Source organism: Methylobacter psychrophilus, assembly GCF_025583945.1.
GTDB lineage: Bacteria > Pseudomonadota > Gammaproteobacteria > Methylococcales > Methylomonadaceae > Methylobacter_C > Methylobacter_C psychrophilus.
In genome coordinates this window covers 167,005-182,507 of sequence record NZ_JAOEGU010000002.1, presented here as the reverse complement: position 1 = coordinate 182,507, position 15,503 = coordinate 167,005, and the positions used below count along the sequence as shown (strand labels likewise).

At 45.9% G+C, this 15,503-nt stretch carries 20 protein-coding genes; 19 read left to right on the top strand and 1 reads right to left on the bottom strand.

Annotated features, from left to right (window positions below; all coding sequences use genetic code 11):
• The first annotated feature begins 88 nt into the window (after positions 1–88).
• The 8 genes from nifK (at position 89) to N7974_RS01955 (ending at position 5,221) form a co-directional block, all read left to right on the top strand.
• A complete protein-coding gene (gene nifK / locus N7974_RS01990) occupies positions 89–1,660 on the top strand; it encodes a nitrogenase molybdenum-iron protein subunit beta (protein WP_243217883.1) in 1,572 nt (523 codons plus the stop codon).
• Between the two features lie 65 nt (positions 1,661–1,725).
• The gene (gene nifT / locus N7974_RS01985; RefSeq protein ID WP_243217884.1) at positions 1,726–1,950 is read left to right on the top strand and encodes a putative nitrogen fixation protein NifT; all 225 of its coding nucleotides are present in this window, start codon (positions 1,726–1,728) and stop codon (positions 1,948–1,950) included.
• A gap of 2 nt (positions 1,951–1,952) precedes the next feature.
• Complete coding sequence (locus N7974_RS01980; protein WP_243217885.1) at positions 1,953–2,153, top strand: 4Fe-4S binding protein; 201 nt, start codon at positions 1,953–1,955, stop codon at positions 2,151–2,153.
• Between the two features lie 4 nt (positions 2,154–2,157).
• Positions 2,158–2,871, top strand: coding sequence for a nitrogen fixation protein NifX (gene nifX, locus N7974_RS01975; RefSeq protein WP_243217886.1), 714 nt, complete (start codon positions 2,158–2,160; stop codon positions 2,869–2,871).
• Positions 2,868–3,134 carry a DUF6129 family protein gene (locus N7974_RS01970; protein ID WP_243217887.1) on the top strand — a complete coding sequence of 89 codons (267 nt, stop codon included), beginning with the start codon at positions 2,868–2,870 and terminating at the stop codon, positions 3,132–3,134. Before nifX (N7974_RS01975) ends, N7974_RS01970 begins: the two co-directional genes overlap by 4 nt.
• Before the next feature lie 12 nt (positions 3,135–3,146).
• A complete protein-coding gene (locus N7974_RS01965) occupies positions 3,147–3,923 on the top strand; it encodes a 4Fe4S-binding leucine-rich repeat protein (RefSeq protein WP_243217888.1) in 777 nt (258 codons plus the stop codon).
• A gap of 1 nt (position 3,924) precedes the next feature.
• Positions 3,925–4,932: a hypothetical protein gene (locus N7974_RS01960; protein WP_262964014.1), complete on the top strand. Its 1,008-nt coding sequence runs from the start codon at positions 3,925–3,927 to the stop codon at positions 4,930–4,932.
• A 70-nt stretch (positions 4,933–5,002) separates the two neighbouring features.
• Positions 5,003–5,221, top strand: a complete 219-nt coding sequence (locus tag N7974_RS01955) for a Nif11-like leader peptide family natural product precursor (protein WP_243217890.1) — start codon at positions 5,003–5,005, stop codon at positions 5,219–5,221.
• A 149-nt stretch (positions 5,222–5,370) separates the two neighbouring features.
• Here the strand turns inward: N7974_RS01955 and N7974_RS01950 are convergent, their stop codons facing one another.
• On the bottom strand, positions 5,371–7,203 hold the full coding sequence (locus N7974_RS01950) for an autotransporter outer membrane beta-barrel domain-containing protein (RefSeq protein ID WP_262964013.1): 1,833 nt from the start codon (positions 7,201–7,203) through the stop codon (positions 5,371–5,373).
• Between the two features lie 356 nt (positions 7,204–7,559).
• On the opposite strand from N7974_RS01950, the gene nifE reads away from it, so the two are divergent.
• The 11 genes from nifE to N7974_RS01895 all read left to right on the top strand — a co-directional run bounded on the left by nifE (position 7,560) and on the right by N7974_RS01895 (position 15,483).
• The gene (gene nifE, locus N7974_RS01945) at positions 7,560–8,999 is read left to right on the top strand and encodes a nitrogenase iron-molybdenum cofactor biosynthesis protein NifE (protein WP_243217892.1); all 1,440 of its coding nucleotides are present in this window, start codon (positions 7,560–7,562) and stop codon (positions 8,997–8,999) included.
• The gene (gene nifN / locus N7974_RS01940) at positions 8,992–10,401 is read left to right on the top strand and encodes a nitrogenase iron-molybdenum cofactor biosynthesis protein NifN (protein ID WP_262964012.1); all 1,410 of its coding nucleotides are present in this window, start codon (positions 8,992–8,994) and stop codon (positions 10,399–10,401) included. The genes nifE and nifN overlap by 8 nt, the downstream gene beginning before the upstream one ends.
• 44 nt (positions 10,402–10,445) lie before the next feature.
• Positions 10,446–10,877: a nitrogen fixation protein NifX gene (gene nifX / locus N7974_RS01935; RefSeq protein WP_262964011.1), complete on the top strand. Its 432-nt coding sequence runs from the start codon at positions 10,446–10,448 to the stop codon at positions 10,875–10,877.
• A gap of 87 nt (positions 10,878–10,964) precedes the next feature.
• Positions 10,965–11,438 carry a NifX-associated nitrogen fixation protein gene (locus tag N7974_RS01930; RefSeq protein ID WP_243217895.1) on the top strand — a complete coding sequence of 158 codons (474 nt, stop codon included), beginning with the start codon at positions 10,965–10,967 and terminating at the stop codon, positions 11,436–11,438.
• Between the two features lie 11 nt (positions 11,439–11,449).
• Positions 11,450–11,665 (top strand): CCE_0567 family metalloprotein, encoded by a 216-nt coding sequence (locus N7974_RS01925; protein ID WP_243217896.1) that lies wholly within the window; start codon positions 11,450–11,452, stop codon positions 11,663–11,665.
• Positions 11,666–11,679: 14 nt separating this feature from the next.
• Positions 11,680–11,997, top strand: coding sequence for a ferredoxin III, nif-specific (gene fdxB, locus N7974_RS01920; RefSeq protein WP_243217897.1), 318 nt, complete (start codon positions 11,680–11,682; stop codon positions 11,995–11,997).
• Between the two features lie 62 nt (positions 11,998–12,059).
• Positions 12,060–12,398, top strand: a complete 339-nt coding sequence (locus N7974_RS01915) for a (2Fe-2S) ferredoxin domain-containing protein (protein ID WP_317451573.1) — start codon at positions 12,060–12,062, stop codon at positions 12,396–12,398.
• A gap of 4 nt (positions 12,399–12,402) precedes the next feature.
• Positions 12,403–12,777 carry a hypothetical protein gene (locus tag N7974_RS01910; protein WP_262964009.1) on the top strand — a complete coding sequence of 125 codons (375 nt, stop codon included), beginning with the start codon at positions 12,403–12,405 and terminating at the stop codon, positions 12,775–12,777.
• A 5-nt stretch (positions 12,778–12,782) separates the two neighbouring features.
• The gene (locus tag N7974_RS01905; RefSeq protein ID WP_262964008.1) at positions 12,783–13,742 is read left to right on the top strand and encodes a DUF364 domain-containing protein; all 960 of its coding nucleotides are present in this window, start codon (positions 12,783–12,785) and stop codon (positions 13,740–13,742) included.
• A complete protein-coding gene (locus tag N7974_RS01900; RefSeq protein WP_262964007.1) occupies positions 13,739–14,176 on the top strand; it encodes a hypothetical protein in 438 nt (145 codons plus the stop codon). The genes N7974_RS01905 and N7974_RS01900 overlap by 4 nt, the downstream gene beginning before the upstream one ends.
• 2 nt (positions 14,177–14,178) lie before the next feature.
• Positions 14,179–15,483, top strand: a complete 1,305-nt coding sequence (locus tag N7974_RS01895; protein WP_262964006.1) for a (Fe-S)-binding protein — start codon at positions 14,179–14,181, stop codon at positions 15,481–15,483.
• Positions 15,484–15,503 lie beyond the last annotated feature (20 nt).

Below are 15,503 nucleotides of genomic sequence, written 5' to 3'. Positions count from 1 at the left end.
TGCGATGTACTTTGTAGAAGGTGCACAATGCCCGCCCTGCCCTTCCTTCAACCGTCGTCCACAGATTAGTGGCGCGTAGGAGATTATCATGAGTCAAGAAGTAGATAACATTCAACCCAGCTATCCGTTATTCCGCAATGATGAGTACAAGGAAAGTCTGGCCAATAAACGTGAAGCTTATGAAGAGCGGCACCCCCAGGAAAAGATTGATGAAGTCTTTCAGTGGACAACCACTAAGGAATATCAGGAGCTCAATTTTAACCGCGAAGCCTTGACCGTCAATCCGGCTAAAGCCTGCCAACCCTTGGGTGCGGTACTTTGCGCACTGGGTTTTGAAAAAACCATGCCTTATGTACATGGCTCGCAAGGTTGCGTCGCTTATTTTCGCACCTATTTTAACCGTCATTTTAAAGAACCTGTCGCTTGTGTTTCAGACTCTATGACCGAAGATGCAGCGGTATTTGGCGGTCAAAAAAATATGATGGCCGGTTTGGAAAATGCCAAAGCCTTATATAAACCGGAGATTATTGCCGTATCCACCACCTGTATGGCTGAAGTTATCGGTGACGACTTAAATGCCTTTATCAATAACGCTAAATTAGCCGGGCATATCGAACAGGATTTCCCGACACCTTATGCGCATACCCCAAGCTTTGTCGGTAGTCATACCACCGGTTGGGATAACATGTTCGAGGGCATGATCAAGTATTTCACGTTAAATCATATGGAAGGCAAGAAAGTCGGTTCAAACGGCAAGATCAACCTGGTCCCCGGTTTTGAAACGTATTTGGGTAACTACCGCGTCATCCGCCGCATGATGAAGGAAATGGATGTCGACTATACGTTAATGTGTGATCCTTCTGAAGTTTTGGATACCCCCGCAGACGGCACTTTCCGCATGTATGCCGGTGGCACTACCCAAGCTGAACTAAAAGACTCGCCCAATGCGATTGATACCTTGTTGTTACAGCCTTGGCAGTTGGATAAAACCAAAAAATATGTGCAAAACATTTGGCATCAACCTGCTACAGCCATTAACATTCCAATGGGTCTGGAATGGACCGATGAATTTCTGATGAAAGTCTCTGAATTGACCGGTAAACCCATTTCTGCTTCTCTGGAACTCGAACGTGGCCGCCTGGTTGACATGATGACTGACTCGCACACCTGGATGCACGGCAAAAAGTTTTCCTTGTACGGCGATGCTGATTTTGTCATGGGCATGACCAAATTCCTGTTGGAAATGGGCGCTGAACCTGCCGATGTATTATGTAACCATGCCAACAAACGTTGGGCGAAAGCGATGGATAAAATGCTGAAAGATTCCCCTTATGGACAAAAGACTGTCGTCCATACCGGTAAAGATTTATGGCATTTTCGCTCTTTGGTCTTCACCAACAAACCCGACTTCATGATCGGTAATTCTTATGGCAAGTTTATTCAACGGGATACTTTTTATAAAGGCGAAGCGTTTGAAGTACCGTTAATTCGTATCGGCTTTCCAATCTTTGACAGACATCATCTGCACAGAATGACAACACTGGGTTATGAAGGCGCTATTTATATGCTGACAACCTTGGTTAATGCCGTACTGGAGCAGTTGGACAAAGAAACCAAAGGCATGGGTACAACAGACTATAACTACGATTTGATTCGTTAATTTGCCCGTAGAGACGCGCACATCGCGTCTCTACATACAACCCAATGCGCATAACGGAGAACTCCATGCCCAGTGTCATGTTGAAAAAGAATACCGAAGGCAAATTAATCTTCTACGTACCCAAAAAAGATTTGGAAGAAGTAGCTGAATCGGTTGAATTTGATAGTCCCGAAAAATGGGGTGGTGAAGTTTTACTTAGTGATGGTTCAAAATATTACTTTGAACCTGTTAATGCACAGCCCGACTTTCCCGTTACCTTACGCGCAAAACGTTTAGATTCAGGAGAATAATCATGGCCTTATATATTGTTGAAGCAGATTGTATTTCTTGTGGCGATTGTGAACCTGTCTGCCCTACCAATTCAATCACCGAAGGTTCTATTGTTTTTAAAATAGACAAAAAATCGTGTACCGAATGCGAAGGGGATTTTGACATACCCCAGTGTATCAAGGTATGTCCCATTGATAATTGCATACTACCACTGGAGGCATAATCTCATGAGCAGTCAAGATATCATGTTAAGAGAACTGGCTTTACGTATTGGTTTGGCTGCCCATGCTTTACCGGACACCGATGCCAGACGTCTGTTTACCGTGCTGACCGACTGCGTTAGCTTGCCTATAACTGAAGCTAAAATTAGCAGCATCAACTTGAAAATGCTAAAGACTGCTCAACAAGGCGAATTTTCAACCATTGATGACGCTTTACTAAGAAAGGCCTTACACATTCTTAAAACCAATGTGGAAACCGGTGAAATACCGAAACCGGAAATTCTTAGACTTGCTGAAGGAGAAATGCCGGGGTCTGTTCGTATTGCTTGTGCCAGCAATGATGCCATCAATGTCGATGGTCATTTTGGTTCTTGTACGCAATTTATGATTTACCAGGTTTCCGCCGATGAAACCCGTTTAATCGACATACGCCCAACCAACAGTCTTGATGGTTTGGATATGGAGGACAAAAACCGGTACAGAGCAGAGCTTATACAGGATTGTCAGGTGATTTATATGGCATCAGTAGGCGGTCCTGCTGCGGCGAAAATTGTCAAGTTAGGCATACATCCGATGAAACTTCCGGATGTTGAGCCCATTACCGACATCATCGACCAACTACAAACCGTTATTGCCGGTACACCACCACCCTGGTTGGCTAAAGTTATGGGTATTGAAGCAACCAATCGATTTAGATTTGAACGGGAAGCAACGGGATGATTACCACACAACAAGTCACGGCAATAGCGGCAAAAATTGCCGCATCAGGTGTTGATGAATCGACTGTTTTGACGTTAAGACAGGAATATCAACCCATTCATTTCACTTATTGTATGGATGATGATCTTCCCAATAACACGCCAATTATTGAACATAAAGGCTTCAATCTTTATTTAATTGATGGCCGTGAGCATTGCCTGTGTCTGACTAATGACTACGATGCGGCAACCGGCATTATCGTTGCTGAAACTGTCCCTGATTAAACGGAACTTCCCATGCCCGGTCGTGAAAGCCCTGTTAGCATTCCTGTCGCTGATTGTTCTCTTTGTCCTTTTCGTGGCAAAACCCTGCTAATGGGGCGCTGTATGCCGGGTGACACCTGTGTCTGTGTGGAAAGTGGCCGGCAAATTGACCGTTTTTTTCGCGTTAATCCAAACTATGCCGAGCAATATCTACACGATGGTTTTTGGGAAAGACGGGCCATTGCCGTTCGTTATGCGCCACAAAAATCATTGGCTGACTTGATTCATGATGAAGATGAAGTGGTTAGACGTGCAGTTGCCTATCGCCTGCCGCAATCTTTGTTGACTCAACTGCTTGATGATCCCGATCGGGAAGTGCGCATGACTGTTGCTGATCGCATTGCCTTAGAGGAATTGGAAAAACTGGCTAATGACTCTGACTATATTGTTAGATTAACGGTTGCCAGACGACTGCCGACAGGTCGCCTGTTTCGTCTTATTCGGGATAGAGATGCACAAGTCAGAAAAGTGGTTGCTGAACGTTTGCCAGAGGTTAGTCTGGGATTAATGACTCATGACGATGCCCCTGAAGTCAGGCGCATTATCGCTGAACGTATGAGTACTGAAGATGCCGTCACCTTATTAAATGACCCTGATTGGGTGGTGCGTTATACCGCTGCCCAGCGTGTCGCACCCGAAGCCTTGGTCTGTCTGCTTGATGATCCCGAACCTGATGTCAGGGCAGTAGCGCGGGAACGATTAGTTGGCCATGCCGGTCAGGCCCATGGCAACCAGAAACCGGAGGCATAAGATGGCTACTCAACCTTTTCAACTGGATGGACAACAACTTGCAAAAATTTGCAAACACAGCCTGCCCGGCTCCGATGGCATGGGTACAGAAGCTGGAGCAGCACAGCGATATGTCGAGGATGATAAATTCTTGTTATCGACACTGCAAGCGCTTAACCCTGATTATCCCGTTCGTTTAGTCAAAACGGATGAAGAATGGTATCGCTTGGGCGGTATAGTTGATAAGGAAGGCAACCGTATTGCCAGCGATCTGATTGAGTGGACGGAAAGAACTTATATCGAATGCGGCAAAAATTTGCAAACCCTGATTGACCATGCCCAGGAACAGAAACTGATTGCCACGCGGCAAACGGGTAATACGCTGCATTTTGTTGTGCAAACCGGCAATAAAGCCGAACAATTTATACAGATCGACATTGATAAAACGCATGAAATAGCAGATCGTTTACTGGTCAGCGAACACAATCCGCCTGAGGATTTAGAAGAATTTATTGATCCACTGTATCCGGAATATGTAGAAACATTCTGTATCGGAACCCCGCGTTATTCTTATCGACGTAAAACTGACGTGGCGATTTTCATGGCTGAAATCAATAAATACCATAGTGATGAACATCCTGTACAACGCTTTATGGATGACTGGAACCGTAGTAGCGCCCTGCAAAAAGCCATACTTTCCGATGACTGGATTGTTCGGCCGTTCCGGCATACCGGGCGCTTTGGAGAACAAATCATTAATATTGAAATCATCAACATCCAGCAAAAACACCTGCCGCAATTGGATGATATTAATGGTAAAAAAGGTATCTCACTACAAAACCTGTTAACACGTTTTGATCGCCAGGCAGGCTATCCTTTTGCCTGGTTTTTTTATATGGTTAAAGGCAAATTGGTTTCTCCGGATAGCGGTGTCGCTGTTTTTAAAGATATTAGCGGAGATTTTTCTTATTTACCGGAACGTGATGTTGCTGTACTCAAAGATTGGGTAAACACCCCTTATAGCGTGTAGTCATGCTACTTATTTTCATCAACTGCTTTGTAATGCAAAGCTTATTTTTCAAACAAAAGAGGTAAACACCATGTCAATCGCACAAATAAAAGCCTTCTCTGAACACGCTAAAACAGATTCCGGCTTAAAAGAAAAACTACTGGCGGTACAAAAAATCAGGGAACTTATTGCCTTGGGCAAAGAATATGATTTTGAACTTGATGAAGTCGAGCTTTATCCACCCAACGAACCGCAGTTCGTCGAAGCACAACTTTCTGAAAGAATGGCCAAAGCGTTACTGAGAGTTTAGTTCTTTGTAAGTTAACGGTAAGACCTAGCCCGATAAGATTAACAAGCAAAAGCCAATATCCACGAAAGACACGAAAAGCACGGCAAGGTCTGCTATGTAGGGCGTCAATAGCGTAGGATATGCGCCCTACTTCTAATCCGTCTTACGGGTTAATAGGTAATACGCAAACCTGCGGTACCGGCATGCATGGATGCCCCACTGGCCAATGCACCGTCATAACGCAGAAAAAAATTGACCGACTTCAACGTAAAGCTCGCCCCGGCACCAACCAAACCTTGGTCACGTGGTGCTTTTGCCCCTTGAACAGTAAATATTGCACTCGGCAAGCCCTCAAAACTGGCCGTGCTGTTACGGGTCACCTCGGCAAAGTCATGTCCCCACCCCGCCCGTAAAGTTAACAACAACGGTGATGCCAAGCCAATCGGCAGACCGTGTGACAGCTCCGTCCCTAAAACGCTACGCGCTGAGGCAGTGGTGTGAGTACGCATCTGCAAATTGATTGCTCCTGCCCCACTTTCATTAAAGCTGTCTTGAGAGATCACAATGCCTTGCATGGCAAGCAGCGGAGTTAAGACCGTCCGTTCACCCAAGGTAAAGTGGCGACCGGCTTCTAGGCTGGATTGGAACTGGTTGGCATTGGGGTTTCCACTGGCATTACGCGCCAAATCAGAGACAATAATAGTACGGCTCAGTGTCCCCTGACTGCGGCCATAACCCAACATACCGTCAATATACCAAGACCCTGGCGAGTAGCTTGAATAGGTTTCAGCCGAGAACGAATCGATAGTGCCGTTACCCGATATGCCGTTGGTATTTAAAGTGCTGTGTGTATAGCCCAATGCCAAGCCAGCCAACAATTCAGCATTAAACCGGTGATCGATACCCGCAGCAATGCCACCGGCGTTATAACTCAAACCGTGAGTATCGCCATTGCCGTCCAAACCTCCACCACCACCAAACCCGCTAAGCCAAGGCCTTACAGTACCAATATTCCTTTGACCATTGGCCTCACCGGTTAAGGCACCCACTGCAACGGAGCCCGCCAAACCACCCGAACCCCGTCCAAGACGCATCTGATCATGCACAACACGCTGAAACATTTGCGCGGCAACGATTTCAACCGATGCCACATCGGCATATGCTTCGCCATCCAGTTGGGTCAGTGCATATTGCAGTGCCGCCGGGTTGCCAAAATTGAGCACGTCCAGTCTGTTGTAAACGCCATCCATATCCGTGAATAGCGCTGGCGGCATTGTCAAATCCAGTGCAGAGGCAACTGCGCCGGCATTGCCAAAACCTGCCCTGGGTCGATACGATAGCGCATAAGCACCTATTAGCTGCTGATTAATGTAACTACCGGCACTCAGGAATTGGGCATTACCACAATCCGTTGGGTTTGCATTTCGGCCAATCAGCCTTTCTTGAAATACGCCGCCATTACCCCACGGCCCTGACGTAGGAATTGAAGGTGGATTAGCCGGGAAATTGCCCATGATCGGCGCGGCTGTACCAACCAATAGACAAGTTCCCGCCGGCACTTGCACGATTGTGTAAGAATCAGGCTGATAAGGTAAAGCCAGTACATCGCGCACCTGTTCAGGTGTGGCGCCGCGCACTGCGTTTGAACCGGCAATAAAACCACCGATTGGGTTGGTCACTCCGGCAGTGTAGAAACGCATATATTGCGTTGGTTCATTCGTAATAACAACTCGCGCTGCAAGCGATGGCGTAAAGGATTCGGTTGGCGGTGTGCTTTTAATATAAAGATTGGCATCAGCACCCGTATTAATTGAAGGTACAGATGTTCCATCCGATCGCTTTACCGGACCGGAAATTATCTGGCCAGGGGGTAGCGGTAAATCGACCGGGTCTTGTTGCGCCAAGGCTCCGGCAGAAAGTGTTGCCAGTATCACACTTACAAAAAGAAGCCTTAACCCCGGGAATGGCCGTTGATATTTACCGGTTACCTTTTTGTCCATCATGACCTCGCTATCGTTGACTTAAGTTCGACATAAGCCAATAAAATCTCATAGTAAAATAAACACCCCGTATCCTACAATAGGTAATTCTACGTATAAGCCGGAGATAACTGCAATGGAATTACCTCTGCTAACCAGAACCTTTACTTTTACATTCAACTTTCTAATTTGGCTGGCGCAGCAACCTCCATCACCGTCACTATTGCTCCAATAAATCTGTTTGTTATAACGGACCCAGCTGCTTTGTAAGTTTTACTACAAAAAAAATACCCATAAAAGCCAATATATTCAATTGCTTATAATAATGGCATAAGCTTTGCTATGATCAATATAAACAAGGCTATCGGATATAAGTAACCATGAAATCAACAAAAGATATTGCTGCGCTACTGGATGAACCTGCCTGTGAGCATAACAAAAAGGAAAAGTCAGGCTGCGCCAAGCCCAAACCCGGAGCTTCTGCGGGTGGCTGTGCTTTTGACGGTGCCCAGATTGCCTTGCTGCCTATTGCCGATGTTGCTCATATCGTCCACGGGCCTATTGCCTGTGCCGGTAGTTCGTGGGATAACCGGGGGACGCGATCTTCCGGAGCGGATTTATATCGCATTGGTATGACCACTGATTTAACCGAACAAGACATTATTATGGGTCGCGCGGAAAAACGTTTGTTCCATGCCATTAAACAGGCAATCGACACTTACGCTCCGCCTGCGGTGTTTATTTATAACACCTGTGTTCCGGCGTTAATTGGCGATGATATTACTGCGGTCTGTAAATCTGCTCAGGAGCTCTGGGGCGTTCCGGTAGTGCCCATTGATTGTGCCGGGTTTTACGGCACCAAAAATCTGGGTAACCGCATTGCCGGTGACGCGATGGTTAATCATGTGATTGGTACGCGAGATCCTGATCCACTGCCTAAAATCGCAGCGCATTCCGGTATTAAGGTTCATGACGTTAATCTGGTCGGTGAATACAATATTGCCGGTGAATTCTGGCATGTTTTACCGTTACTGGATGAATTGGGTTTGCGCGTATTGTGTACGCTGTCGGGTGACGCACGCTTTCGTGAAGTGCAAACCATGCACAAAGCCGAAGTCAATATGATGGTGTGCTCAAAAGCAATGGTAAATGTCGCCCGCAAGTTACAGCAACAATACGGTACACCGTGGTTTGAAGGCAGTTTTTACGGCATTACCGACACCAGCCAGGCATTAACGGATTTCGCCAAAGCGCTAAACGATACCGATTTAACCGCACGTACCCAAGCACTGATAAAGCGTGAAGAAACCCGTGTCAGAGCAGAACTTGAGCCCTGGAAAGCCCGCCTCAAAGGCAAGCGGGTGTTGTTGTTTACTGGCGGCGTAAAAAGCTGGTCAGTCATTTCAGCCCTGCAAGATTTAGGCATGGTGGTGGTTGCTACCGGCACCAAGAAATCTACTGAAGAAGATAAAGCCAGAATACGTGAATTGATGGGTGAAGATACCGTCATGATTGATGATGGCAGCCCCAGAGCGTTACTGAAAATCGTCCATGATTATCAGGCCGATATTCTGATCGCCGGAGGTCGCAATATGTATACGGCTTTAAAAGCCAAAGTACCGTTTTTGGATATTAATCAGGAACGTGAATTTGGTTATGAAGGCTATCAGGGCATGCTGGAACTGGTGCGCCAATTGGCACTGACTATTGAAAGTCCGGTATGGGATGCCGTCAGGGCACCGGCACCCTGGAAAAAATACCAAGATGCCGGTCGGCAAAAAAGCCTGCCCGCTCTGGAACAAGAGGTGGCACATGGCTGATATCCTGAAAAGAAACAAAGCCCTATCCGTCAATCCGCTGAAAGCCAGCCAGCCCATAGGCGGTTCCCTGGCTACACTGGGGTTTAATCGCTCAATACCCATGCTGCATGGCTCGCAAGGTTGCACTGCTTTTGCCAAAGTATTTTTTGTTCGTCATTTCAGAGAACCCATTCCATTGCAAAGTACGGCAATGGATCAGGGTAGTTCGGTTATGGGTGCTGACGAAAATGTACGTGAGGGTATTAGAACCATTGCAGAAAAATCACGCCCGGCCCTGATCACTATTTTGACGACGGGACTGGCAGAAACCCAAGGCGCTGATGTACAACGTAATGTCAGGGAATTTAGAGAAGCTAACCCGGAATTTGCCGACATTGCCGTCGTCGCTGTCAATACCCCTGATTTTACCGGTAGTGTAGAGACCGGCTATGCCGCGACACTCACGGAAATAATTCGTGCTTTAGTGCCGGATGCCAAAGATGCAGGGACTTGCCCGGGTACACGCAAACGTCAGGTTAATGTTTTGGCAAATTACACACTAACACCGGGCGACCTGGAAGCACTTCGGGATATATTTGAGCAATTCCAGCTCAGACCTGTTTTTGTACCTGATATTTCTGATTCGCTGGATGGCTGTTTGACGGATGAAGATTTTAGCCCGGTGACTATTGGCGGTACCCCTTTGTCGGAAATGACAACGCTGGGCGATGCCTTGGCAACTGTAGTTATTGGTGCCTCTCTTTGTAAAGCGGCAGAATTACTGGAAGAAAGAACCGGCGTGCCAACGGTTAGCCTGGATCATCTTTACGGTTTGAAAGCCAATGATGCACTGATCAGCGCATTGGCTGAAATCAGCGGCCGAAAGGTGCCTGAACGCATTGAACGGCAGCGGTCACAATTGCAGGATACCATGTTGGATACCCACTTTATGCTGGGTCAGTTAAGGATTGGGATCGCCGCCGATGGCGATTTACTGGGGGCATTTGTTGATCTGGTTCAGGAAATGGGCGCTGAAGTTGTTACTGCGGTAACGTCGTGCAACGTGCCTTTGTTGGCGCGTATTCCCGTTGCCAGTATTAAAATTGGCGATCTTGAAGATATGGAAATTATTGGTAAAACCAATAAAGTTCAACTGGTGATTGGCAATTCTCATGCGGTTGATACGGCCCAAAGACTCGGCGTACCTATTTTAAGGGCTGGATTTCCGTTGTTCGACATTATTGGCGGTTATCAAAAAACCTGGGTAGGTTATCGCGGCACTAGGCAAACGCTGTTCGATTTAGCCAATCTGGTCATCAATTATTCGCATGAAGAAATACCGGTTTACCATTCCATATATGCCCAAAAACCGGCCAACGAACTCACCGAACTTCATTCAAGTAAAGCGCTGTCATGTCATTAACCCGACGTATGCACGTTGTGCAATCTATTGATAAAAGGAATCTTATGGAAACAGCAATAAAAGTCGCTTTTGCCACTACCGATATGGAAACGGTTAATCAGCATTTCGGTTCGGCAAAATCCTTTGCGGTCTATGCCGTCGATAGGAATAATTCAGAACTGCTGGAAGCCGCCCAGTTTGGCGAGCTTAATCAGGATGGTAACGAAGATAAATTGTCCGTCAAGATTGATTTACTGAAAGGTTGTGCTGCCGTTTATTGCCAAGCCATTGGTGGCTCAGCCATTAATCAGCTTATCCTGAAAAATATACAACCCGTTAAAGTACATGAAAACAGCAAGATTAAAGACTTAATCATTGATCTGCAAAATGAAATAAAAGCCGGACCTTCAAATTGGTTGGCAAAAGCCATTAATCTACATAAAAGTCCGGATCCTGATCGCTTTAAGAAAATGGAGGATGAAGGTTGGGATGAATAATGTAGGGTACGCACCGCGTACCTTCTATAACTTTGAAAAAGGGACGCAATGCGTACCCTACTCACTTTTTATTTAACGGAGAAAAAAATGGCCACTGCTGAATTAGTCGTACAAGAAAATGATGTTAATTTAACTTCCGACATTGTCAAAGATTATATTAAACAATTACGTGCCATAGATACCTATGATACTTATGACGGTTGGTCGGAAGCAAAAATTATTGATCCGGTCGTATTAACCAAAGAACGCAAACAGAAAATTCCGGTTATCGGTGACCCTGAAGAAATAACTATTGCCCGTTTAAAAGCCTATTACAACTCACTCGCGACACTGATTGAAAAAAAGACCGGCTTAATGGCAGCACCTATGATTAACGTTACCCATGAAGGGTTTGGACGCGCATTAATCATGGTGGGAAGATTAATTGTCGTCGACAAAGTATTACGCGATACCCATCGGTTTGGCTTTTCAAGCCTGGAAGATCTGTGCGAAAAAAGTGATAAAGCGATAGAGAAAGCACTCGGATTAATCGAAAAATATAACAACGCAGCTACCGATTAAGGAGTATTTCCATGAGCCCTGAAGACTTGAAAAAGTTGGAAAAAAATGTCAAAAAAACCAAACGCCTGGCCAGCGAACAGGCGATGGAATTACATGATCTGATTGAAGACCGCTTACCTGATGCTTACGATGAAATAATGGGGATTGCACAAGCGACCTACGATGCCTGCAAAGCATGGGATGAAGCCACTCAAAAATTGAATGCCGCCCAATCTGAAGCGGCTTGACCGGGAGATTAATCATGTCTGAATTTGTAACCGGCGTAACCTTTGGCGGTACCCAATGGACGCCTGCTTATGTAACTGACATCAATCAAAACACCTGTATCGGTTGTGGCCGTTGTTTTAAAGTCTGCCCACGTGATGTTTTTGATTTGGTTGAAAAGACCGAAGCCCTTAATCCAGAGGATTTTGATGACGATTATGGCGATTTTGAAGACGATGACGACAACAGCATGGTCATGAGTATAAAAAACGGCCTTGATTGCATCGGCTGCGAAGCTTGCTCCAAAGTATGCCCGAAAGACTGTTTTACTCATATACATAAACAAGCGGCTTAACATTATCATAACAAGCATTGATCCACAAAAGACACGAAAACGTTTGTAGCTCTTAATTTTATATCAGGATCACGATCATGCCAAAACCAGAAAAACATGTATTTGTTTGCACACAAAACCGCCCACAAGGACATCCCAGAGGTTCTTGTGCCAGTAAGGATTGTGCCGAAATCATGAATGAATTCATGAATGAAATACAAAGCCAAAATTTATTTGAAAAAATTGGTCTGACCAATACCGGCTGCATGGGACCTTGTATGATAGGTCCCAGTGTCCTGGTTTATCCGGAAGGTATTATGTACGGAAACCTGAAAAAAGCTGACGTCAAAACTATTATCGATCAGCATCTGCTCGGTGGTACTCCCGTTATCAGTTTGATGGTTCCTGCAGAAATCTGGTAGGCCGATGGATTTATCTGCACACATCACCAAGCATCATTATTTGGCGGAATGTATCTGCCAGCGACTGAGTGAAGAAATCAACAAGCTGGGTTTTCCACTTGGAGAGATCAAACACTATCCACATTACAATGAAGCCAGTTATGTACTTATTAAAGACCCTTATACGGGAGAACATAACTTAACCTGCTATTGGTACGATGAGTTTAAAAAATTACGCATCGGCAGGCTGCAATTTAATAGTGACGGCACCTTTTACGCGGAATATGATGTAATCAAAACCCATCCGGGTAAATCTAAATGGTTTGTTGAAGGCGTTACTGCCTGGGGTAAAGCTGAAAATATTAAAGCTGAAGCCAAGTTATTACAAATACCCGACTAACCGATATGAACAAACTCTCACGAATATATCAGCTATTACTGGATCACGCCGATAGTGACATCGCCGTCAAGGAAGTTACCATTGGTTTGGTTTGGACCGTGTGTAAAACAGGGCAACTGGGTTTGGCAATGAGTCCCGGCATGCCAACCCGAACCTTGTCCTGGCCAGGATCATTAGCCGGTAAAACGCTGGGGGAACTGGCTACCTGGATTACGGATTGGGAACCTTACAAAGCGACTGTAGGCATGGCGGCTATAAATTGTAGCTTAAACCGTTTTGAATTACCATCGGGCATAACCCTGCTGGCGGCTACAGACAGGGGTAATCTGGCCGTTTTTGAACATTTCCTGCCCCAACTTAAAGATAAAAAAGTCGTTGTGGTTGGTCGTTATCCGGGTATTGAACGTTACGCTGAACAAATCAACCTGAGTATTCTGGAACGCCAACCGCTGTACAACGATTACCCTGATCCCGCCTGCGAATTTTTATTGCCCGATGCTGACTGGGTATTTTTAACGGCTAGTTCGATCACCAATAAAACTTTCCCGCGTCTTGCCGAACTGGCACAAAACGCGACTACCGTACTGATGGGGCCCACAGTGCCGTGGTTACCGCAATGGCATGAATTTGGCATCAATTATCTGGCAGGTTTGGAAATTGTCGACCCGATAAAACTTTACCAGACTGCGGCAGAAGGCGGCGGTGTCCGCATTTTTGAAAACGGTGCCCGTTACCGGATAGTTGAGTTAACGCCGGATAACAGCATGACCTGGTTGAAAAACCGGATAAGCCATGACTATGTTGAAAAACAACAACTGACGTTAGCCATGGAGCAGTGGTATGCCGGTGGCAAAAATGGCCGGTTTCCTGAATTTAACCAACTTCATCAAGTCACAACGCGCCTCTCGCATCTGGACAGCAGTTATAAGTGCCTGTGGGATATCCATCACAGAGAGCCATCATGACCGACTTCTTAAATCGCAGTCGGACTATACTTTACTATAACGGTGCCATCAGCGCTCTGACCCTGTTCGTGCAACATCCTGACGGCAGTGTGTGCACACCGTCCCCTTTACCCGCAAAGTCTTCGGTTCGGGAAGAAGATGAACTGTCTCTGACTATCGTGCACACACCTCCTGCTATCATCGTGAGCACTATCAGCAATATCATGGACTTGCCAGCCAATATTCTGCAAGCTGATACCGGTTATCGGGAACAGGTTGATACCCCGGATGGCATCATCACTGTTTATCTGGCGCATTTTACTATGCTGGATCCTCCCCGCCAGTTGATGGCTGACAAAGGCTGTCAATTAAGAACATTGACAGAACTAAGAAACAGGCCGCCGGCAGAATTGGAATTATTACGCCGCGCTTATGTACTGGTAATGGAATCATAGCCATGTTTGAGTTTATTGACGATTACCCCGGCGGTGACATTATTTACCCTCAAAACGGTTTATATATACCCGATGCAACAGAGTGTATGCGTTGTGGACTCTGTATTAGCTTGTGTCCGACTTATAAACTATTCCGGATTGAAGCAGAAACACCACGTAGCCGTCTGCGTACCATCGATAAAATCATTAATGAAAATACGGCTGTTTCCGATGAAGAGCTCAAGCACCTGAACAATTGTACTCAGTGCCGAGCCTGCGAAACAATCTGCCCCGGCAAAATGGCTTACGGTCATTTGTTTGATCTCGCTCGTGAACAACGTTGCCAGACAAATGCTTTAGACAGGCGCGGCAATTTTCTTACAACAATAGGTTTTAAATTGATTGAACATAAAGCCTTGTTGAATGCAGCAACTGTCATTATCCGGCTATATCAAAAAACCGGATTACAGTTTCTGTTAAGAAAAACCGCTTTACTTCGGCTGTTTAAACTTGATAAGGCGGAGTTGCTCATGCCGGAAGCCAACATCAGCAATCTGGCCCAGCGCTATCCCACAGACAAGCAACACCGTGGCAATGTGGCCTTGTTTACCGGCTGCATCAGTGATCATTTTGACCGCAAAACCTTGCTTGCTGCAGTTAAATTGTTAAATGTTATCGGTTTTGATGTTCTTGTTCCAAAAGCACAAACCTGTTGCGGTGCCATTCATCAACATCAAGGAAAAACCGACATCGCCGATAAAATGGCGACACTCAACATTGATGTATTCAATTCACTGGATATTGAAGCCATTATCTTCACTGCCAGTGGCTGTGGCTTGATGCTGAATGAATATGAGCAAAAAGCTGGTGATGCCCCAAAAAATTTCAGTAACAACCTGTTCGATATTACCGAATTTCTAAACAGGCACTGGCCGGACGACATCAAACTGAAAGAGCCCCACGCTAACGCGAGGAAAGTCGCCGTACATGAACCCTGTAGCCAACGTAACGTTCCCAAACCGGAGCTTGAGAACAAGGACGCTTGGAGCCGGCATCAGCACGTCTATGCCTTACTGGAAAAAATTCCTGAAATAACCGTAATTCCGTTACCCGAGAATCAAATCTGCTGTGGTGCCGGTGGCGTTCATATGCTGACACATACCGAAATAGCTGAGCCACTCAGAAATATCAAACTGGCTCACTTTGAACAAACCAAAGCAGACTTTCTGGTATCGACCAACATCGGTTGTGCCTTACATTTAACTACAGGACTGCACCGGAATAAGGTTATACATCCGGTGGTTCTGTTGGCGGAGCTGTTACCTTGAAATACCCTCTTGTCCCTTTC